The organism is Bacillus cereus group sp. RP37, from assembly GCF_040459695.1.
In the GTDB taxonomy this organism is placed as follows: domain Bacteria; phylum Bacillota; class Bacilli; order Bacillales; family Bacillaceae_G; genus Bacillus_A.
Genome location: NZ_JARVHP010000002.1, coordinates 276,471 through 299,300, shown reverse-complemented (window position 1 = coordinate 299,300; position 22,830 = coordinate 276,471). Strand labels below are relative to the sequence as shown.

The following is a 22,830-nucleotide window of genomic DNA, read 5'->3' as shown; positions in this document are numbered from 1 at the left end:
ACATTCCCAAAAGCAATGTTTCAAATGGATTTTAGCATACCTGTAACTATATTGGTATCAATAAAATATGGATTGGATTACAAATAATGGTTTCGAATATTAAAAAAAATTTTAAAAGTTAATTATTTCTCATGAAAAACGTTAAGAAGAACTTGTAGCGATAAATTTTTAGAGGAAGCATCCATAGCGGATGCTTTTTCTTTGCTATATAAAATTTATATAATAAATGCGAAGTTAACTAAATGGACAATTGAACACGGAACTCATCCATCATAACTCACACATTGATTCATAACTAAAATATTTTAAACAAACGTCTGTTTAATTTTTCTATACCTAATTTTTTCATCACATAAATAAAAAAGATAAAAAAACCTCCATTTACATATATATAGGAATTATATTTAATTAAAATATGAAATTCATTTTCTTATAGTTAATTAATTCTAACTATGAATATTTGCCTTTATATAAGAATGAATAATTCTTTAATATATTTAAATTATATATAACTGAAGCAATCCCTTTATAAAAAGTACCCATTTTCATGTCTTTTTACACAAGATTAAATGAATATAATTCTGTAAATCTATAAAAATTCCGTTTAGAGTTTCTTGTCCTTGTACAACATACATTAAGATAGGAGGGGAGTTTAACTCACATTTCCTCAACTGTTCGTTAAATTCCGATTTAACGTAAACAACAATTGTAGAAATCTAAAATTTTTATTTAAATCTACTAAGAGAGAGTTTTTATATTCCAATTAATGTAGATTTCAAACTATATATTTTTTACATAATAAAATCAAATGTGAAACGAATAATAAATATTATTTATTCTTTCCTATTCTGCCTAAGCTATCTTTAATAGTTGTTTCTCCAAGCTGTGTGTATAATAAGGCCGTATCTTGGCTAGTATGCCCAAGTTGCTGCATCACTTGTAACGAGTCTTTTTCTTCCATATATAACTTATTTGCCAATGTATGTCTTAATTTATGAGGAGACATTCTTTTACCAAAGGCCTTAGTATATTTTTCTACTATATCTTGGATAGCCCTAACTGAAAGAGGCTGTGCAGTATGTTTATACTTCGATAAGAATACATTTTTTAATTCTTTCCCTGGAGCATATTTTTTATCTCTAATTTCCATATAATTTTCAAGATCATTCAATGCAATTGGGGTAATCCATACAGAATCTTCTTTGTTTCCTTTTCGTATTACATCAATTAGCCTTTCTTTTAAGTTTATATCTTCCATACGAAGATCGGCCAATTCACTTACACGAATACCACTACCAAGAAAGAGAGAAAGAATAGCTACATCACGATCTTTATCTCTTAGGAAATAGAACAACTGATGTTTTGTTAAAGATTTTTCATGTTCGTACTTAATGTAATTCAAAAACTCTTGATCGTCATCATTATGAAATATTTTAGATCTCATACGTTTTGCACGGGCATTTAATGTTTCCTTATCTTTATGTATTTCAATTTTAGCCATTACATTTCTATAAAAATAACATTCTCCATCATCATTCTCTGATAGGGAGGTAAGGTACTTAAATAAAGACTTTAAGGCTGAAATTTTTCTGTTAACAGAGGAATTCTGCATATTTTGTTGTAGTTTTAAAAACCTCATAAAGTTCTCAACATCTTTTTTCTTTAAATTCTCCAAATCAGAGAAGGATATGTCTTTAATGGGCTTAAATTCAATAATTTGTTCAGATAATAGCCAATTAAAGAAAACTCTAAAATCATATACATAATTCAGTAGGGTGGAGGGAGAGGCATCATGCAATTCTTTGTACTCCACAAATTCTTCTATGTAAAAGGGCATTTCATTTAAATTCTCGTATAATTTCTTACGATGTACTGATTTTTGACGTTGCTTGCTGTAATCCATAAAAATCACCTCATATATACTATAACAGAAAAAATACACGAACACAAGTTCGCGTTAAATTCAATTTTTACACAAACTTATTTACATAATTAAATTATGAGATGCTAAAAATACTCAATAGTGAATGGAATAATGTATTTACTCAAGTAAAAATTATAGATAATTAAGCGAGAAATTTGTATTTGACCATAAAAATTAGTGCAAAAACTAGATATAAATGTATGGAAAATAAAACAAATTTGCTATAAAAATTCATACAAAAGATTAATACATGAATATAGTTTAAAAGTCTTTATAAAAATATAAATTGGTTTATATAATCATAATTATGGGGGTTTAATTAGATCAACGTGAGAAAAAACCTTATAAAGTAAAATGTAATTTGCTATAAAAATTAGTAATGAGTTATTTAAAATTTAATAATTTCTATATAAAGTATGAATTATATAGATACATACCAACATACGAAGATTCATGCAACTAAGCTCGAAATCCCTAGATACGGTTATTAGATTTTTATTTAACTCCTTTATTGTTCGTAAAATTGGTATTTCGTGCGAACTTTGTTTGCATTTTTAGAATATATAATTACCGCTCTTCTATTGTCGAATTTCGTTGATTCCGATATTCTCTCTTTATATTAGAAATATCCTATGGAATGAGTTTTTTCAATTTCTATAAAATAAGTTTTTTATGGAAACTCTTATCTTATATTGATTCTTTCTTATACGGAACAAAAGAGTAAAGATAACAGACATTTATATATAATAACTTCTCACTTAAATTCATGTTTAATGTATGATTTCCATATAACAAAGAAAAAAGCATCCGTTTGGGACGCTTTTCTAGTTTTATTTTAAAATTATCTCTTTGGGATCAGTAATAATTTGCTGACTCTCATCACCTTTATCAATTTCTTTTCTTAAGTATTCAAGTGTAATTTCAATTTCTTCCTTATTCTCATAATAAATTCCTTTTGTACTTATAATTTCTTGCTCTATTTGTTTTTCTCTTTCTTGAAGCGGATTGATTTCTGCTCTTATGAATAGTTTTTTTCTTTCCCCTTCAAACTTTTCACTCGTTTTTTTTAGAATTTCAATTTTTTTCATTAGAGTACAGGATTCAAGTTCCTTTTCTTTTTCTACTTTTACAATCGCTTTATACTTTTCTATTAATTTTTTTTCCCACTTTAATAATTCATCAAGAATATATTTTTCCATCGCCTAATCCCCTCCAATTAAACTATTCGATAAGAACTATAAATATCCTTTTATATGAATAAACTAATTATATGTTTGGAATAATAATCCTAAATAGAATGTGGGAAAATAAATGAAAAATTCCTTTTTAAGTTAAGATTGATTACTCTCAAGCCACCGTATCATTTGTTTTCTTAGCTCCTATTAGCTAAGCGCTTTACGTTCAGTAACTGGGAGAAGACTAAGAATCTTATAGTTTATAAAGCGTGGAGTTGGCTCAATATTTCAGCTACTTAATGTGACTTTTTTCTTTTGGCTTCAAATGCGATAGCCCGTCCTTATACACAACATAATAGTGTATTGGGCCCTTAGCTTTATAGAAGCCCATTTAACTCACGGCCACCTTCACAGAATCCAGTTGCTTGTTTATAAGTGCCACTTCACCTCTTTGATATATTTATTCGCTAGATTGACAAGCATTTCAAATCCCATCCCACAGTTTCCTAGTTCCATTTTTATTCAAAGAATTATTTTGTTGAGTTTGATTATGCAATATTGCATAATCTCTACTTTCAATCTTTATACATGTGATAATTTAATTATAAAAATATAAAGTATTAGCAAGGGTGATTTATATGAGCAAGTTTCGAAAGAAGATGATTAAACATTTACAAACCTTCTGGGGATGCTTAGCATTCGGTGTATTAATGTTGGCTATCTTCTTAATTATGGATTTAACAGAAACACCTTTTAATGCATTAGGATGGAGAGACTGGCTAGGTTCTTTAGTAGGCGCAGTCATTTTATCCATTGGAATGTTTACTTTAAGTAAATTGGATTCAAAATAGATATTCCATCAATACAGTTTGTAGGCTGTATGCTAAAACTCAGTACATGTAGTTTTCTATGTATCTCTTTGCATTGAGCAGTTAGCAAAAGCTAATCGCTCAATGCAAAATAAAATTTTTACTAATACAATAAATGTATTGTTTACTTCAAATAAAGTTTTAGTTTTAAATGCTTTTCGTGCTTAGAAATCAATATATAATTGATTTCTCACAATGCTTGCGTTAAATGAAAAGATGCGAAGTCTTAGAATAAACTTCGCATCTTTTTTATTTCTTCCATCGTTCCTATACTCAAGTTATTATTCTTCTAACTTATACAACTATTACTACAAGGAAATTAGCATATGATTTAGGAAAATATATTGCGCTTGTAGACATTTATAGCAAATATAAGAGCCCTCCCAATTCAGGACGGCTCCTATATTCGCTATAATTAAATTCAATTTTATGAACTGAATTTTGTATGATAAATCCCTATAACTTTTCAAATTATTTATTTGATATAGATTGAAGTTCGCATTGTATTAAATGGAGCGTTTATAGATGTTTTTTGATATTCAAATGTTCCTTGCTGATGCCCAGAAGCATCCCACTTATAATACCAACCAACAATTGGTTTTCCGCCAATTATAGTGGATCCAATACTTTTCACATTAAAACCATCCATTTTCGTAAATGGATTTTGACCATATCCCATTTCCTTTGTAGTAATATATAAGTATTTTCCCCCGTGGTCACGTGTTGTGCTAAAACTGTTTGGATTAATCGTTTCTACTCCGCCCTGCTCAGATTCTACTTGTACAACGTTTAGTGAAGTAAGTGGTGCTGCAGGTCCAGCATAAGCTTCTGTTGCCATTCCTAATCCGACAAACGCAGTTATTGCTAACGATGAAATACCAAGTACTGCTTTTTTAAACATAATAACATCCCCTTCTATCTATTATTTTCTCTTTCATTGCCAATATAATCCTATTACCTTTATATGTATATAGTTTAAAACTGTAGAAATATTAATGAGAATATTCTATGTTATGTTTCTACAATTCTATTCCATATTATGACTAATTCACAATGTATAACAAAATACGCGTACCAAATATATCCTAATCCGCTTTTATCTTATGAATCTATTTGGTTCTTGCTTTTTTGCTTCATCAGGCCATTCTTAATTATTAGGGGAAAACTACAAAATGAAGGATAGGAATAAAGGGAGAAAAAATATAATCCATGAATGCATTTGCTAAGTATCATTATCAGTATTCTCATTGTCTTACTATATGCATGTCAAGTTTAAAAATTATGATATAAAAATTGTCTTGGAAATAGAATAATAAGAGAATTAAAGATGCAAAAACTGCAGGTTACAGAGCATCTAAAAGATATACTTAAAAACCCGACTCTTATGAGTCGGGTTTCGTTTGTCACTCCTTTATATTATAGGACGTATATATCAACACTCCACTAGTTTGCAAACCTAAAACTTCAATAACCTATCTTGCCTTGGGGTTAACAATATATTATTACATCTTTGACCTTATAGATTCGTATAAACTCGACATTGCCCTTTCCTCTACTTAGGCTTACTTTTGTTTTAGGTCCTCTTGCAATTTCACTAATTTTTCTGCCATATCCTCTGTTTGAATTAATGATGAAATAGGATCACTTGAAAAATAATCTTTCATATCAATTTCAATTACACGCCCATTTTTCACAGCATCTAACGACTTCCAATTTGATGGAGCTGTATCGACACCCTTTTCTTTTGAAGTGATGACAAAAATATAATCTCCTGCATAGTCACCAATTTTTTCCCATGAAACATCTTTGCGTGACTCGCCTTTATCTATAATATTTTTTTTAATACCTTCACTTGGCTTTAATGCCAACATCTCATAAAGTGCGTTCCCACCACGTTCACTTGTATTTCCTACAACAATTGCTTGCTTAATTGTGGCAAGGTCAATAATTGAGTAGGTCGCATCTTTTGGCATCGCTTTTTCTACTTTCTCCTTAGCAACAGCAACGCGCTTATCAAAATCAGTCAAATATTCTTCCGTTTCTTTTTCACGATTTAAAATTTTCCCCATTGCACGTAGTTCTTCGTGGACACCATTATATTTTGATGTATCATACACAACCGTAGGTGCAATTTTTTTATATTTCTCTACTGATTTCGGATCCCAAGTAATAATTAAATCTGGCTTTAATTCAAGCATTTTCTCTACATTCGGTGTATTACCTGAACCAATATCCGCAACAGTTTCATCTACATAGGGCTTCATTAATTGTCCATACTCTAGCATCGTAATTGTTGTGCCGACAGGTTTCATACCTGTTGCTAAAACATGTCCTAAATTCCAATCAACAATGACACGTTTAGGATGCATCGGTACTTTCACATCGCCTTGATCCGTTTTTAAAATACGTTCTGTTTGTTTATTTTCCGCCTTGCTTTCTTCTTTGTTATCTGAACAAGCTGCAAGAGCAATCATGCTAAATGCGACTAGGAAAATCATCAACCATTTTTTCATTTTTTACACTTCTCTTTTCTTTTATTTTGAAATCAATTCGGCTATTTCTTCATCTTTTAACAGTGCCAAATAAATTGTAAAGTGCTTCTTCTCAGCCATATACTATTGCAATGGCTGGTGTATTGAACATGCCCGATTTCATAACAGTACATCTGTTCGGTCATACTCTAACTGCTACATTCTATTATGGTATTCTTATTGTGCTTGCTTTATCGTTCTTTCTACTTCTGTTTGTCCATAAGCCAATCCATACGGTAAGCACAGTGGTTCACCTGTACGTGGATCATCGATTACATCCGCTTCAATATTAAACGCGTCTCGTAGTACATTAGGTGTCACAACTTCTCGCGGCGTTCCTTCACTTACAACGGTTCCTGCTTTAATTGTTATCATGTGATGGGCAAATTTTGTAGCATGGTTCAAATCATGTACAACCATAACAATCGTACGTCCTTCTTCTTCGTTTAACTTTTTCAACAGTGTCAATACTTCAAGCTGATGTGCCATATCTAGGAAAGTCGTTGGTTCATCAAGAAATAAAATTTCTGTTTGTTGTGCAAGTGCCATTGCAATCCAAGCACGTTGTCGTTGACCACCCGATAGTTGGTCAACACCTCGATTAATAAATTCCTCCATACCCGTTACATGAATCGCCCAATGAACAATTTCTTTATCCTCTCTTGATAATGCCCCCATCCCTTTTTGATGAGGGAATCGTCCATAACTAATTAATTCATACACTGTTAGACCATCTGGAGCTTTTGAATTCTGAGGAAGAATCGCGAGCTCCTTTGCGACTTCTCTGGTGGATTTTTTGTGAATCATTTCTCCATCTAACATTACACAACCAGCAGTTGGCCTCATCAAACGAGCCATTACTTTTAAAATAGTCGATTTACCTGATCCGTTTGAACCAACTAAAGCCGTAATTTTTCCATTCGGTATTGAAATATTCAAGTTATTTACAATAATACGTTCGTCATAACCAATCTTTAAATCTATTGTTTCTAATCGACTCATTTTGCGCGACCTCCTATTTTCACATCTGAAACTGTGCTTTATACAGTCGACTATAATTACCACCACTTCGAATCAATTCCTCATGTGTTCCTTGTTCTTTAATGCCTTCTTCCGTCACAACGATAATACGGTCAACATTACGAATCGTTGCTAAGCGATGCGCAATAACAAATGTTGTGCGCCCTTTCGATAATTCTGTTAACGCTTTTTGAATTGCTGCTTCTGTTTCCGTATCAAGTGCCGAAGTAGCCTCATCTAAAATTAAGATTGGTGGATTTTTTAAGAACATACGTGCAATAGAAAGACGTTGTTTTTGACCGCCTGAAAGTTTCACACCACGTTCTCCAATCAATGTATCCAATCCATCTTCTAAATCTTTAATAATATCAGCAAGTTGTGCTCGGCGAGCAGCTTCCCAAATCTCTTCTTCGGTAGCATCTAATTTTCCATAGGCAATGTTTTCGCGAATCGTGCCATCAAATAGGAACACATCTTGTTGAACAATACCAATTTGCTGGCGAAGCGACCTTTGTGTCATGTTTCGAATATCAATACCGTCTACCTTAATACTGCCTTCTTGAATGTCATAAAAACGAGGAAATAGACTACAAATCGTTGTTTTCCCCGCACCTGATGGACCGACAAAGGCGATGGATTCACCATGCTTTACGTGGAAACTTATATTATTCAGAATCGGTTCTTTTCCTTCATAAGCGAATGTGACATTTTCATACGAAATATCTCCATTTACTTGTTGAATCTCAATCGCATCCTTTATGTCCTTCTCATCTGGTTCTGTATTCAATAATTCTAAATAACGTTTAAAACCTGCGACACCTTTTGGATATGTCTCAATAACCGAGTTAATTTGATTAATTGGTCCTAAGAAAATATTTGATAGTAAGATGAACGCCATAAATTCACCAAACTCCATCTTTCCTTGAATTACAAACCAAGATCCACATGCTAATACGAATATCGAAACACTTTTGATTAAGAAATAACTAACTGACGAATTCCAGGCCATCACCTTGTACGTCACTAATTTCGTACGACGGAAACGTTCATTGTTTACTGCATATTGTTTAATTTCTTGGCCTTCGTTTGCAAATGCTTTTACAACTCGAATTCCACTCACATTATTCTCAACACGTGCATTAAAGTCGGCAATATCTTGGAAGAACTGACCAAATGACTTTGACATCTTTTTACTAAAATAGATAGATAATATAATTAAAAGTGGGACGATAATAAATGTAAAAATTGCTAACTTCCAGTTAATCGACAGCATTAGAGCGAATGCACCAATCAACGTCATAACCGCAATGAACAAATCTTCAGGACCATGGTGAGCAATTTCGCCAATATCCATCAGGTCATTTGTCATACGTGATACAAGATGTCCCGTTTTATTATTATCAAAGAAACGGAAAGATAGTTTTTGAACATGGTCGAATGCTTTCTTTCGCATATCAGACTCAATATTAATACCAAGCATATGTCCATAATATGTAACGATATAATGGAAAAACGCACTTAATATGTACAAGCCTAACAGTGCCAATGAAGCTGTTATAATGTAGTTCCAATTACCTGTGGGTAAATAATCGTCAATTACATGGCTTACAGCAAGCGGAAAAACCAATTCCAATAACGCCGCAATAATTGCACAAGTAAAATCTATTATGAATAACCAACGATATGGTCGATAGTAAGAAAAAAATTCTTTTAACATATCAAAATGGATTCTCCTTCTATTTATTATCTCGAACGAGCAAGTAAGTATAAAAAGTATGGTGCACCAATCACCGCAACAACAATTCCAGCGGGGATTTCAGACGGTTGGATAATCCAGCGTCCAATCGTATCCGCCATTAATACGAGCAATGCACCTGCAAGCGCTGCACCTGGAATTAAATATTGATGCTTTGGACCAACTAGTCTTCTCATTAGATGTGGTGCGATTAGCCCAACAAAGCCAATCCCCCCACTGACAGAAACAGCTGAACCCGCCAGCCCCACTGCTGCCGCTAATAACAAGCGTCGTTCTTTTTCTACCGATACACCCAAACCAAGCGCTACTTGATCTCCTAAATTCAATACATTTAATACACGTGCTTTATAGATCACGAATGGTAATAAAAGCATAATGAATGGAAGGATTGATATAACAAACTTCCAATTCGATGCCCAGATGCTCCCTGCCATCCAAGTCGCTACGAATTGATATTTCTCTGGAGATAGACGAAGCGTTAACACTATTGTCGCTGCACTTATCAACGCCGCAACCGCTATACCCGTTAATAACAAACGTGTAGGAGACAATCCTTCTCCACGTTTATACGATAAAGCATAAATAACAGCTGCTGTAATTCCTGCTCCTATCCAAGCTAAAACAGGTAGTAACATAACAGAAGAAATCGTTTCCGTTTGGAACATTGCGACATATAAAATAACAATTAATCCCGCACCTGCATTAATTCCAAGAATCCCTGGATCTGCCAATGCATTACGGGAGAAACCTTGCATGATACAACCCGAAACAGCGAGTGACGCCCCGACTAAAACCGAAACGACAATACGTGGCAAACGGAATTCAAATAAAATCAAGTCTTGCTGAGCTGTACCATTTCCGAAAAGCGTCTGAATTAATTCCATTGGCGCTAAACGAATATGCCCCGTATTCATACTAATAACAAATGTCACCACAATTAGAACAGCTAACACACTTAATACGGTAACCTCTCTTTTTTTTCGCTTTGTTTCAAAAGAAACAACATTTATATGTTCCATTACAGTTCTCTCCTTTCTTTACGAGCGAGATAAAGGAAGAACGGCACACCGATTAAGGCAATTAATGCCCCCACAGGTGTTTCGTAAGGAGCATTGATCATACGTGCTGCAAAATCTGCCCAAACTAGTAGCAAGGCACCTAAAATAGCCGAACAAGGAATAATAAAACGATAATCTACACCTACCAAATATCTTGTTAAATGTGGAACAATTAATCCAACAAAACCAACAGCTCCAACGACTGAAACAGCTGACCCTGCTAAAATCAAAACGATAACTGTTCCAAAAATCTTCACCGTTTTTGCTTTCTGTCCAAGACCTGTCGCAATTTCCTCACCCAAACTTAATAATGTCACTGAGCGAGAGATGATAATTGCGCCAAGGATAGCTAAGAATACAATCGGAACCATTACTTTTATTTGCGTCCAAGTTGTGCCGGCGACACCTCCCGCATACCAGAAAGCCAAATCTTGACCGATACGGAAGTGAAGAGCTACCCCCTCACTCAACGCACTAAATAGAGCACTAATTACCGTACCAGATAGCACAAGTCGTAAAGGTGTCAACCCTCCCCTTGAAATTGAACCAATTCCATACACAAGTCCCGTACTCACCGACGCTCCGATAAACGAAAAAAGAATTAATGCATAATAAGGTAAGTTTGGAAAGAAGGCAAAATTAATAGCCATTGCTAAAACCGCCCCCGAGTTCAACCCAAGTAAACCCGAATCAGCAAGTGGATTTCTTGTCATCCCTTGCATAATAGCACCCGCTGTTGCAAAACTTGCCCCTACAAGCACAGCACCAAGAATACGAGGTAAACGCAAATCGCGAATGACTTGGTGGTCGTTAAAATCAGGATTAAAGTGAAAAATCACATCCCAAATGACCGACATTTTCACATCTGCCGCCCCGTACGAAATTGCAAGGAAGATACTCAAAATAAGTGTAATCACTCCCCCCACCATAATAAAGGTAGCCGCGAGTGGACGTGAGCGAAGTTGTGGTTGTGGTTGTAGTTCTGTTTCTTCATTTATTTTTCTTGCAGACATACTCATAGTTTGCTCACCTTTATATTAGATTCCTCTTACAAACAAAAATGATTATCATTATCATTTAAAAAAATAAAGACTTACCCTTCTTCAATTTACGAGAAGCTTTTATCTATATGTAGCGCTACCTAGAATCTTCACTTTCTATGAAAATGAAACTTCAAATTGCTATAATTCTAGGGTTTCCTTATCAAACTCATTTCGGAGTTGATAACCATTTTCAATTTTAACAGTGTTAATTCTCAATTGATATAGATTATTGTAATCAATTCGCTATGGATTTTTATCAGATATACTGTTGTTCAACAAGTTGTTTCACCTGAATATCAAGTTGCTTTTCTAGACAAACGCCTTCACTCGCCCAAAAATCTTGTAATTGAAGAATATAAACTTTTTTCTTTTGTTGACGAAGGTTTAACCAAGCTTCACTTTCAAAAAGTCTTGTAGTTTGCTCATTTGAATGAACAACAACCAGCATATGATCAGCTGCATATTGTTCAATGCGACTTTCTGGAACAGTTAAATGTTTATTCGGATAAATAACCTCTTTTCTTATTGCTTGAGGTACATTCAATTCCATCATTTTATACAAATTGTAAGCCCCTCGTGCACTTGGCCTCCATATTCCTACTCGATTATCATTACGTAATTCGTATAACCCTACCGTTTCTTCTTTACCGAGTACAGATAATATTTGTTCCTTTGCCTTCTTCGCCTTCTTTTTATAACATTGAATCCAAGTCTCAGTCTCTTCCTCTCGACCGACTATACGAGCAATTGTCCTTACATCTTCAATACGATCATTCTTATCCCAATCCATCATCAGAACTGGAGCAAACTTTTCCATCTGTTCAATTAATTGAGGTTCTTGATACAGATATGTTGGTGCAATAATTAAGTCTGGTTTAAGATTTATCCATAGTTCAGGTGACAAATCTTCACCATCTTGTACAAATACCGTACCGCTTAAATCGGAATGCAGATACTCAGGTACATTAGCAGCCCAAGAGAAAACGCCTTTAGGCTTTATACCTGTTGCCATCAAAGCACCTGTAAATTGATATGTAAAAATGCGTTTATAATTTCGTCCATTTCTAAATTGAGTTGGAGTTATTCCCATTTGTTGTTTGAATTTCCTACTCAAATAAAGGCCATCTTGATAGCCTACTTTTCTTGCCACTTCATTTACTGTGTAATTTGGATCTAGCAGTAAAAGTTTGGCTTTATCCATTCGCATATGTGTTAAATAATCAGAAAAACTCCATCCTGTGTCCTTTTTAATTCGTTCTGAAAAATAGTTTGGGTGATAACCAAAATACTTTGCAACCTCATCACGTGTTAACGATTGATGTGAGTGCAAATTAATGTATTCCAATACATCGTGGAATGAAGAAGTAAAAGAACGTCTTTTTCGAGCTTCATATTCTTCTTCAATAGTAAAGAGAAGTTTACGTAGTAATTGAGTACATAATTTTGCATTTTTTTCTTTTGCAGATTCTTTTAATTCAGCTGATACAATTTTTACTTTTTTCGATGCTTTGGTATAAGAAATAGCTGTGGATGGTAGCGACTCGAATGATAATTCGTAGAGTAGTATATTCTCTCGTTCTTCTCTTAATCTGTAGCAACCAAATTCATAAATATCATATAAAAAGCGTTCTTCGCCTGTACTTTCCATCACCAATAATCCATTTGGTTTCACCATATAAACTGAACCGCTTCCCAGATGAGTGATTTGATTGTTACACTTTAATTTGCCAGTCCCTGATTGAACAATAATTAAGACTCCATACTTTATCTCATGCTGCTTTTTTTTATTTGACTTCAAACTATATTCATTACAACATTCAAAGCCAAATACTCTTTGTGGAATATTCATTTTTGCTTCCTTTCTTTCGAACATATCGATGATGATTATCATTATCATTTGTGATCTCAATATATTATAACCTATTTTCATCTTTAGAATTAGACTTCCGATGATTCAACGTATACATTTCTTGTATTTCCTGTACTACAATTTCTGTGCATACGACTGTAGCTTTTGATGCTAACGATGCCAAACTTCCTGACGAGAAAATGTATATCTTTATGTAAAGATATACATTTTTTGTTGTGTAGTTTTATAAAATTCTTAAGTTGATGGGTATGTATGGTGCCCTCTATATAAAATAAGAACATGTGTTCCCAATCACAAGAAATTAGACCTAATTGGACATCATCAGAAATTAATAGATAAATAAAAAATGCCATCCTTTCTGTATATTTCTACAAAAAGAATAGCATTATTTATTTTATCTTTCTATATATGCTATACCGTGAGCTCCTTGATTTACAGAAGGATCTGCATTTCGATCTCCTGGATCAACTTCAATGGTATGAACATTCTTGTAATTAACTAAATCTAATACACTTATTGTCCCTGATCTAAGGTTAGAAACATATCCAACCGTTCCGTCAGTAGAAGAACGTATTGTAATTGGGAGTAATTCAACTTCTATGGTACCTAACACGTTTAACGATTCTCCATCAAGAACAGATACATACCCTGGTGCTGGAGAAAACATACTTCTTGTTCTCTCTCCATTCTTATTTTGAAAACGCGTATGTCCTACCAATACTTTCCCATCATTCGTTACATGAACCGGGGTAATTAAATCTGAAAATGATTTTGTTTTTATAATTTCATCGGTTTCTGTATTAATGATGCTAAGTGTAGGTTGCTCCTCTTTGTAGTCTCCAAGTAAACATGGGGAAGGAATGTAAACTCGATTACCTTTAGGAGAAATAGCTAGTTCCTCACTACCATAGGGCATAGATACTTTTCCAATTAACTCCTTAGTATCTGTATCTAAAACCGAAATAAAGGGCGCCTCCTTATTAGAGGAATATCCTTTTGTACCATCTGGATTCGTAACAAACCAATGTGGACCTGTTGCCGCTGTAGTGATTCTATCTAGCACTTTTCTCGTGTTAGGATTAATAATTAAAATTCCTCCTTCACCAGATTCGACACTTACATACAATAAGTCTTTTTTTTCATTATAAACTAAACCATGTGGTGCAAATTCTGGTGAGATATCAATGATATCAATTACTTTAAATTGATCAATATCGATAACTAAAATTTCATGGCTTTTTTCCGGATTATTTCTATAAAAACCTGAGCGATAAGTAATACTTACATATAGCAATTGGCGCTTAGAATCGAAACATAATTCATGAGGTTCTGTAACTGGAGAATCTATAAGCCCTATTCTTTCAAAATTTTTTGCATTGAAGTAATGGATTTGATTACCGCTGGAGCTAACGACCGCCAGAATAGGATTATTTTCTTTAGAAATATTCATTATTAAAACCCTCCTCGTTATTTGTTCCAAATTTCTTGAGTTCCATAGAAATCAGCATATTTAAGTAATTTGTATTATTACTAAGACAAATTGTAAACAAGTTTCACCTCCTTTCATTTAAATTAGGTACGCTTATAATAAGTCAGGCTAACTTTTATTCTGTAAAAATAAGTTGAATTTAATAATCCAACTTATTTATCTACCTTCTCCAGCTTTAACTTTTATACTTACATGTATTTTATTTAATAATTTTTCTAATACTTTACATTCTTCTTAATTAAGCACCTCAATTAATGATGCACAAGAAGCACAGAAAGTAAGTAATAAGCGAAATACCATTTCTTTGTCTAGTGCATTATCAGATACTCATAACATAAGTAAGTCAAGCTTAGCTGCCAGTGAATCAGTTTCCTTTGCTGCCGTTTTTCTAATTCATTCTGCGTCCAGCTCTATTCTTTGAGGAATAGCTTTATAGATTGACAAATTTGCTTCTGATTCTTTTTTTTCATACAACTATTTCTGTGTTGAAAAACTAACAATAATTAGTTAGTTAAGCTAACTATAATTATAAATACATTCATGTTTTATCGCAAGTTTTTTCAGAATCTTCGAATAAACGAATAGAGAGATAGAATTATTTTCATCATGAGATACATGATTTTAAGTTGATAGTTATGGGGGTAATTAAAAATATTAGCTTGATAGCGATGTGGCGCTACCCAAAATAAAGCTCCTTCAATACTTTCCTTTTAATAGATACGTTTAATACACCTAATTTTAAAAAGATTTTATATACCATGCATTCATAGTAGAGTGTTCAGAACCTGGTAGGGGTTCATTTAAATGTATAAATCCAAATTTTTCATATAATAGACATGCAGTTATTAATTCATGCATTGTTTCTAAATAGCACTTTTCATAATGTTTAGAGGCAAATGACAAAGCAGTTTCCATTAGTTTCTTGGAAAGCCCTAAACCTTGTGCCTTTGGACTTAAGTATAGCTTTTGTAATTCGCAAACTTTATCATGTTCGTTAAACGGTGCTATACCAATTCCGCCAACAACTTCTCCTTCCATTTCTACTACCCAATAGTTCGCATGTTTTAGACTATTATAATATTGGTGTAGGTCGTTAAGTTGAGGGTCAAAATAAGCTGTTCCAGGAAGCGCTAATCCAAGTGATTTTAATGAATCTTGTATAATTTCTTTTACTTTTGCATTGTCTTCTTTTTTCATTTCTCGAACTACCATATACGATCTCCTTCAATTAGTTTTTAATAAAGATTGCGACAGATTTTTGAAAATGGTACCCTTAAAATGTTGACTTAGTCCACATTTTAAGGGTACATTTATATTAATATTAAATGTGGACTTAGTCAACTAAAGGAGGATTTATGGATAAAAAAATTATTTATGACATCAGACAATTCAACCGATTTTATACAAAGGTACTTGGTTTATTTAATAACCAGATTCTAGATACAGATTATTCATTAACTGAAGCACGAATACTATTTGAAATAAGCGAAAGAACAGATTGTATTGCGAATAATCTTGTGCAAGAACTTAATATTGATAGAAGCTATATGAGCAGAATTATACGTAGGTTTGAGAAGGAAGAATTAATAGAGAAAAGAATCTCAATAAAAGACAGCAGAAAAAACTTGCTCTTTTTGACAAAAAAAGGAGAGGAACTACTAGATATAATTCATATTCAGTCAGATGAGCAATTAAATCAATTGTTTGACGGACTAAGTGATAGTGAGATTAATGAAATTCGTAATTCCATGATGATAATAAAAGAAAAATTAGATAAAAATATTGAACAAAAGTAAATAAATGAATGATTTTAAAAAACTAATTGGGGTAGCGTCACACATCCATTAACTTAACTGAACAGGTTACCCCTAAAACGATAAAAATGAACTTTGGTGCTATAAAAAACACAAATTTACAAAGCAGTAAAATAATATGATACTTCTTGAACCTTATAAATATATATTATTACTTAAAACATGATTTTTAGTATTCTATAATCAATTAATCCTCATCATACAAATTATCTATAGATTCGTGTAAAGAATCTAATAGATAGTCGCTGAAGTTTTCATAAGTAATGGTATACAATTCTTTTGAAAAACGACTCCAAAAGACAACAGGGCACTCGCCATCTTTCATTTGATTTGTATCTAAACATGTCACAGTACCATCGATATCATTTAAAACAATATATTGTCCAGGTAGGTTATATGTTTCTCTATATAATTTTGTGTGGTAAACAACGGAGGAATCCGCAGCTGTTGTCTCACAACCATGTATATCCATTCCATCAAGTCCGCCGCTACCATACTGTTTTAAAAAACAATGATAAGTGATTGGGAATGTAATGCTTAGCATTCGCGCTGCTTCTCGAATCGTATCTTCGTTTACACCACCCATAAAATCTCCATCTTTCTCATATGTAGAAATGATTGAAAGAATCTTGTCATTCATCTTTTTTCTCCTCCTAAATGTTCTTACGCTCGCATCATATCCATTTGTAACTACATTGTTTATCTGTCGTTATTTCTACCTTTTCCCGTATGTAATGCCCCCTGCCCTTGACTATTCCCAATAAAAAATTCTCTTGCATCCAAGAGAATTTTTTATTGGACTCTTATTGATAATACCTAAGAACTTCTAGCCCTGCTATAACATTAAAAATAGATTTATTGTTAGACTCTATAATATTGAAACATTTATTACATTTTTATATTAAACTTGATAATGTACTAATTATCCTAATGTATTTCCTGAAGCTGCAACAATTATGATTTCCTTGTTTAACACTTCATCTATAACTACTTTTAATTATTCTTACCCATCATATACTTTTTCTCTACACATTGAGATTACATGTTGTATAAGGGAGCTTCTCTTTTTTCCATGCAAGAAATCCTCCCTTTAAATTCACTACTTCCTTTATACCAGCTCTTTGTAAAATACTAGCCGCTATAGCGGAACGCAATCCGGTTCGACATTGTAAAACTAATGGGCAATCTTTTGGTATGCAATCTAGCTGCTTAAATAAATTTCCTAGGGGGATATGTATTGCATCTTGAAGATGACCGTCCTCCCACTCTTTTTTACTACGTACATCGATAATCTTAACGCTACCATCCTTTATATGCGGATATAATTCAATCGATGTTTTTTCTTTGTAACTTTCAAATCTATCAAGTCTTTGTATTACTTGTAAGGGTGCAAAAGCAATAATATTATCTAGCCCAATAGATTCAAAGTCTCTAATAACCTCCTCCACTCTAACCTTTTCCTCATCTAGAATGATTAAAGTTTCTGTTTTATAATCTAGTAACCATCCACACCAGGTTGTGAAGGAATTGTTATACGGTATGTTAATTGATTTCTCGATGTGACCAGAAGCAAAACTCTCTACATCTCTTATATCAACTATTTGCTGAACGCTCCTCATAACTTCTTGAAGTTCTTCTACTGTTTTAATAGCAAAAGCTTCTCTTTTCTTACGAATTGGAGGACCATACTTATTTAAATTCTTCATTAAAGAAAAATAACTTGGAGGCTCTGGCTGCCCCGTCAATAAAGTCGATACAAAATCACTTTCTTCATTACACTGAAATGCCCAATTGAACATCTTTTCATAACCTAAGGTAGAAGTCGGAATTGCTCCTAATGCTTTTCCACATGCGCTTCCTGCACCATGTGATGGCCATATTTGCAAATAATCAGGGAGTGTTTTTATTTTTTGTATAGAATCAAATAATTGTTTCGCTCCTATTTTTGCGGTATCTTTCATACCTACAGCGGTTTCTAATAAATCGGGTCTCCCTATATCTCCAACAAATATAAAATCACCTGTGAATATGCCTATTGGCTTATCATTCGTATATTTATTTTGACTTGTATCAGTTACTAAAAAAGAAATACTTTCAGGTGTATGCCCTGGTGTGTGAATTACATTAAATTTTATATGACCTACTTTAAACTCTGTCCCCTCTCTAACTAAATTATATCGACCTTCGTTAAGATATTGATATTTCCAATCACAATCACCTTCATCAGATACATATAAATTGGCATGATAAAGAGTAGAAAGTTCTCTAGACCCAGAAAGAAAATCTGCATGAATGTGTGTTTCAGCCGCAGCTATTACTTCCATCCCCTCTTTCTTAGCAAATTCTATATATTGTTCTATATAGCGACTCGGATCGATTACAATTGCTACGCCTTCCTTCTGACAACCAACTAAATAAGAAGCATGTGCTAATTTTTCATCATAAAAATATTTTAAAAGCATAGCTATTCCCTCCAAATAGTTATTTCAAATTACTTTTCAATTTTTATAACCGCTTTCTATCTTCCCTTATAGCAGCCCTTTCAACATAAAATTCCAATACATATACGGCAGCATATATCTTTTAAGTAAAAACATACTATACCGTTCTTTCGCTTGATTAAACGGAAACGTTTCTTGAGGTTCATGATCATAGTTAAATTCAGCGAGTATAAGACTTTTATAACCTGTAACAATCGGACAGGATGTATATCCATCATATTTAGCGTGCAAGTCTCTTCCGTTAAGTACGTCCATAATATTTTGTTTTAAGACAGGTATTTGTTTTCGAATTGCCGCTCCAGTTTTAGAGGTTGGTAAATTGGTACAATCTCCAAGTCCGAAAATATTCTTATACTTTACATGCTGCAAAGTATAAGGGCTTATATCTACCCATCCCTGAGAATCACTTATCTCACTCTCTTTAATAAAACTAGGTGGCCCCATTGGTGGAACAACATGGATCATACTATACGGTACTGTTTCTCTTTTCAGTGTTTGCGTATCTTCAAAAATTGCTTCTTTCTTTTCAGCAATAATTTCTACTAAGTTTTTATGATAATTTGTTATAATTTGCTTTCTTTCAAGTACTTGTTCTAATGTATTAGCATATCGCGGAACCTGAAATATGTTAGCGTTCGCGGTATAAAACATTACTTCACTTTTGTTTCTTACACCGCTATTAGAAAAATACTCTTCTGCTAAATACATAATCTTTTGTGGAGCACCACCGCATTTAATAGGAGTATTAGGGTGGGTAAACACCGCGTTTCCTCCTTTAAATTTTTCAATTTCTTTCCAAGTAGAATCAACATATTTATAAGAGTAATTGCTACAAACCCCATTAGTGCCAATAGACTCCTTTAAGCCTTTAATACCGTCCCAATTTATTTGTATACCAGCTGCTACAATAAGAATTTCATACTCAAGCAGCTGTCCATCATCTAAAAGTAGCTTATTTTCATCCGGAAACAACTTAACAACACTTTTAGGGATCCACGTTGCTCCTTTTGGAATAAGCAATTCTTGATCACGCATCGTACTTTCCTTTGAAACAATTCCTCCCCCCACTAAACTCCATAGGGGTTGGAAATAATGTTTTTTTGATGGATCAATAATTGCAATACTGTCTTTCAATAGGGGTACATTTCGTAACAAATGTGCTGTAGAAGATATTCCAGCAGTCCCAGCACCAATTACAACAATTTTATAACTTTCTCTGGTCTTCATTATCCTCTTCCTATCTAAAATTGATTTTAAAATAACTAATTAGTAGCCATATTTTCATCGTAGTAACATTATTATAAGTTAAAAACACTATGTATTTATTTGATTAAAATGAAAATTTCGTTAATTTTACCATCAATATTACTTTATGCGTAAATCCCCTATGCTACTTCCATCTTTTATATTTTTCAATACTAGTCTTTACCCCATCTGGTTTTTATTACAGTTTTTCTCTACGCTCAAAGCTATCCTTAAAAACCCATGTGATTTTATATGTAAAAAAGCCCCTTTTTTATCTAAAGGAGGCTAAGGATTATTCTTATTAAGCTAATACTTTGAGGTATCCCTAAAACAAAAATTATATATATCTACAACCATTATTTATGAGAATTCAGGTCATTTTTTTCTTTTTGAGGAACAATGGATTTCTTAAGTTGATGGGCATGTGGCTGTCCCCTATTCAGAATGTAATGCTAAGGTGTTTTATTTGTTTGAGCGCATTTTTTCATTTTTAGGGAGAACTTTGTTTTATTAGTTTGATAGCGATTGAATAGCACCACAGCGTTTAAGAGCACATCTGTATAACAGTTGCTCATTAGGTATTCTATATTTCTGCTAAACAAGACCCCTAAAAATCAGTGCGTTTATAAATGATTAGCCTTACTCTCTCGAACGATTGTACTGAACTTTTCACGTATTGGATCACTTGGTTCATCTACTTGTTGCTTTTTTGTTTTTTTGGCGACAAAGGAGCCTTTCCCCACTATAGAGTAGATGTAACCTGCTTTTTCAAGTTCTTCGTATGCTCTTTTTGAAGTAATAACACTTACCTTCAAGTCTCTAGCTAATGAACGCATGGAAGGTAATGCATCATCTTCTTTCAATGTCCCATTTGATACTTGTAATATAATTTGGTCAATGATTTGTTGATAAATAGGAGACTTAGACTTATTAGATAGTAAGATTCTCATGATTCAACTCCTTGCGTCTTATATGCTTATGAACACATTATACACACTATGCACAATATATACATTTTGAACAATGTTAATTTTTCATATAGAATACCATCATATTAAGAGAAAGACGTTATCCTTTCCTATGATTTCTCAGAAAAAATAACATCTTTTTTATTTTAGGGGGTATTTTGTCTAGTTAGCTTGATAGCAATGTTGCGCTAGCCAAAATACAAAAATCTCCTTCAAAAAAAAAGAAAGGCGCCTACGTACCTTTCTTTTTTTAATCACTTGTACTCTCTTCAGCACCCAAAATCCCTTCTGAATCACTTAAATGCATCATTGTACGGACCTAATTGCTTTTTTGAAAAGTAATGAATTGTCTCCTTACTTTTCAGTAACATATTTCCTTTTATAATTAAAAAATAGGTAGCTACTAGAAAATAGATTAAACCTAATATCCAATCCAAATTTGTAGCTAAATTGTGTAAAAGAACATATCTCATATATGCATAACCAATCGGAACATGTAGTAATACAACCGCACCTAATCCTGGGTTGTATATTGTTTTTGCTTTTATATTCGCAAAAATACCATGCCATATGAATTGAAAAAATCCCATTAAAATAGGTGCCAATCCAAGCCATATAATATTTGGCAAGAAAACCGGAAGTAAATAAAAAACATACGCAATCAAAATATTTATTACCATAGCAGATTGCGTATTTAATGGATAACGATCTGGTATATCACTTTTAAATATAACTACATTAAACAGACCAGCGAAATAACCTGGCCAACGATACTCTTCAAATTGATGCACTAAAATGGCTACAAAACTTAACGCTAACAGTACTTTTATTTCACTCATTTCTCCAAAATTTGCGACTAAACAACCTACGACAGCAATAGCCATTACTAACCCTACATCACACCAGTGTTTTCTAAAAAAACTAATCATCTCTACCACCCACTATCTCAATTTTTATAAAAATAGCGTTCAAATAGGAAATCAATTTGTTTTTCTACAGGCAGTATTTTTATATCTGCCCCTGATTCAAGAATTGGCATCATTAATGCTGGAAGAAAAACGGATCCGAATATTTGCACTGTCATAATCATTAAAATTTCCTGATCCGTTTCATTTGTTATTTCACTCAAAGTATTCTTCACTTTACTAAAACCAAGACTCTTCAAAAAATCTCCATATTCGTATTGAGATGTAAATACCGTAGTTCCCATTGCAATAATTTTCCTAACTAACTCAGGGTATTGCCGAATTACTAGTACATAATCAAGTAAAAATATTTTTAATCTTTCTTTCACTGGCACTTTAATATCATCTAAAATAGAAAAAGTGCCTTGAAAGCTAATTAATAGGACTTTAATTGTTTCGCTAATCAACTTCTCCTTTGAGCCAAAATGGTAATTTACAAGCGCAATATTAGTATCTGACAATGCCGCAATTTTTCTTATTGTTACACTTTCGAAGCCTTTTTCTTTAATTAACTCCAATGTTGTATTTAAAATCTTTTCTTTCGTAGATATGTTTTCATTTCCCTTCAACTTATCTCCTCCTCTAATATTTATCAATTAAAC

Annotated in this window: 19 protein-coding genes; 2 read left to right on the top strand and 17 right to left on the bottom strand. The window is 33.1% G+C overall.

From position 1 onward, the window contains the following. Window positions 1-829: 829 nt before the first annotated feature. Window positions 830-1,903 (bottom strand): tyrosine recombinase XerS, encoded by a 1,074-nt coding sequence (gene xerS, locus QCI44_RS29665; RefSeq protein WP_002169382.1) that lies wholly within the window; start codon window positions 1,901-1,903, stop codon window positions 830-832. A gap of 851 nt (window positions 1,904-2,754) precedes the next feature. Further along, window positions 2,755-3,123, bottom strand: coding sequence for a hypothetical protein (locus QCI44_RS29660; RefSeq protein ID WP_016135590.1), 369 nt, complete (start codon window positions 3,121-3,123; stop codon window positions 2,755-2,757). A 614-nt stretch (window positions 3,124-3,737) separates the two neighbouring features. Between QCI44_RS29660 and QCI44_RS29655 the strand changes: the two genes are divergently transcribed. Next, on the top strand, window positions 3,738-3,950 hold the full coding sequence (locus QCI44_RS29655; RefSeq protein WP_016135589.1) for a hypothetical protein: 213 nt from the start codon (window positions 3,738-3,740) through the stop codon (window positions 3,948-3,950). A gap of 493 nt (window positions 3,951-4,443) precedes the next feature. Here QCI44_RS29655 and QCI44_RS29650 read toward each other — a convergent pair whose 3' ends face one another. From QCI44_RS29650 to QCI44_RS29605, 9 genes are all read right to left on the bottom strand, one after another. Next, complete coding sequence (locus QCI44_RS29650) at window positions 4,444-4,869, bottom strand: DUF4879 domain-containing protein (RefSeq protein WP_016135588.1); 426 nt, start codon at window positions 4,867-4,869, stop codon at window positions 4,444-4,446. 661 nt (window positions 4,870-5,530) lie between these two features. Beyond that, entirely contained in the window at window positions 5,531-6,481 is a 951-nt protein-coding gene (locus QCI44_RS29645) for an ABC transporter substrate-binding protein (RefSeq protein ID WP_016135587.1), read from the bottom strand. 195 nt (window positions 6,482-6,676) lie between these two features. Beyond that, complete coding sequence (locus QCI44_RS29640) at window positions 6,677-7,501, bottom strand: ABC transporter ATP-binding protein (protein ID WP_016135586.1); 825 nt, start codon at window positions 7,499-7,501, stop codon at window positions 6,677-6,679. Between the two features lie 19 nt (window positions 7,502-7,520). Further along, complete coding sequence (locus tag QCI44_RS29635) at window positions 7,521-9,236, bottom strand: ABC transporter ATP-binding protein (protein ID WP_016135585.1); 1,716 nt, start codon at window positions 9,234-9,236, stop codon at window positions 7,521-7,523. Window positions 9,237-9,262: 26 nt separating this feature from the next. Then, entirely contained in the window at window positions 9,263-10,294 is a 1,032-nt protein-coding gene (locus QCI44_RS29630; RefSeq protein ID WP_016135584.1) for a FecCD family ABC transporter permease, read from the bottom strand. Beyond that, on the bottom strand, window positions 10,294-11,352 hold the full coding sequence (locus tag QCI44_RS29625; protein WP_016135583.1) for a FecCD family ABC transporter permease: 1,059 nt from the start codon (window positions 11,350-11,352) through the stop codon (window positions 10,294-10,296). The genes QCI44_RS29630 and QCI44_RS29625 overlap by 1 nt, the downstream gene beginning before the upstream one ends. A gap of 280 nt (window positions 11,353-11,632) precedes the next feature. Continuing rightward, a complete protein-coding gene (locus QCI44_RS29620; protein WP_033659924.1) occupies window positions 11,633-13,225 on the bottom strand; it encodes a helix-turn-helix domain-containing protein in 1,593 nt (530 codons plus the stop codon). A gap of 415 nt (window positions 13,226-13,640) precedes the next feature. Continuing rightward, complete coding sequence (locus tag QCI44_RS29615; RefSeq protein ID WP_353811627.1) at window positions 13,641-14,696, bottom strand: YncE family protein; 1,056 nt, start codon at window positions 14,694-14,696, stop codon at window positions 13,641-13,643. 777 nt (window positions 14,697-15,473) lie between these two features. Further along, window positions 15,474-15,947: a GNAT family N-acetyltransferase gene (locus tag QCI44_RS29605; RefSeq protein ID WP_016135580.1), complete on the bottom strand. Its 474-nt coding sequence runs from the start codon at window positions 15,945-15,947 to the stop codon at window positions 15,474-15,476. A gap of 143 nt (window positions 15,948-16,090) precedes the next feature. Here QCI44_RS29605 and QCI44_RS29600 point away from each other — a divergent pair, with 143 nt between their 5' ends. Next, window positions 16,091-16,531, top strand: a complete 441-nt coding sequence (locus QCI44_RS29600; RefSeq protein ID WP_016135579.1) for a MarR family winged helix-turn-helix transcriptional regulator — start codon at window positions 16,091-16,093, stop codon at window positions 16,529-16,531. A gap of 205 nt (window positions 16,532-16,736) precedes the next feature. On the opposite strand, the gene QCI44_RS29595 is transcribed toward QCI44_RS29600, so the two are convergent. From QCI44_RS29595 to QCI44_RS29570, 6 genes are all read right to left on the bottom strand, one after another. Beyond that, complete coding sequence (locus QCI44_RS29595; RefSeq protein WP_353811626.1) at window positions 16,737-17,189, bottom strand: SMI1/KNR4 family protein; 453 nt, start codon at window positions 17,187-17,189, stop codon at window positions 16,737-16,739. A gap of 385 nt (window positions 17,190-17,574) precedes the next feature. Next, entirely contained in the window at window positions 17,575-19,011 is a 1,437-nt protein-coding gene (locus QCI44_RS29590; RefSeq protein WP_016135577.1) for an MBL fold metallo-hydrolase, read from the bottom strand. Between the two features lie 66 nt (window positions 19,012-19,077). Next, a complete protein-coding gene (locus QCI44_RS29585) occupies window positions 19,078-20,277 on the bottom strand; it encodes an FAD/NAD(P)-binding oxidoreductase (protein WP_016135576.1) in 1,200 nt (399 codons plus the stop codon). Between the two features lie 641 nt (window positions 20,278-20,918). Continuing rightward, window positions 20,919-21,245, bottom strand: a complete 327-nt coding sequence (locus QCI44_RS29580) for a GntR family transcriptional regulator (protein WP_016135575.1) — start codon at window positions 21,243-21,245, stop codon at window positions 20,919-20,921. 311 nt (window positions 21,246-21,556) lie between these two features. Then, the gene (locus QCI44_RS29575) at window positions 21,557-22,192 is read right to left on the bottom strand and encodes an HXXEE domain-containing protein (RefSeq protein WP_016135574.1); all 636 of its coding nucleotides are present in this window, start codon (window positions 22,190-22,192) and stop codon (window positions 21,557-21,559) included. 17 nt (window positions 22,193-22,209) lie between these two features. Further along, the gene (locus QCI44_RS29570) at window positions 22,210-22,797 is read right to left on the bottom strand and encodes a TetR/AcrR family transcriptional regulator (RefSeq protein ID WP_016090059.1); all 588 of its coding nucleotides are present in this window, start codon (window positions 22,795-22,797) and stop codon (window positions 22,210-22,212) included. Window positions 22,798-22,830 lie beyond the last annotated feature (33 nt).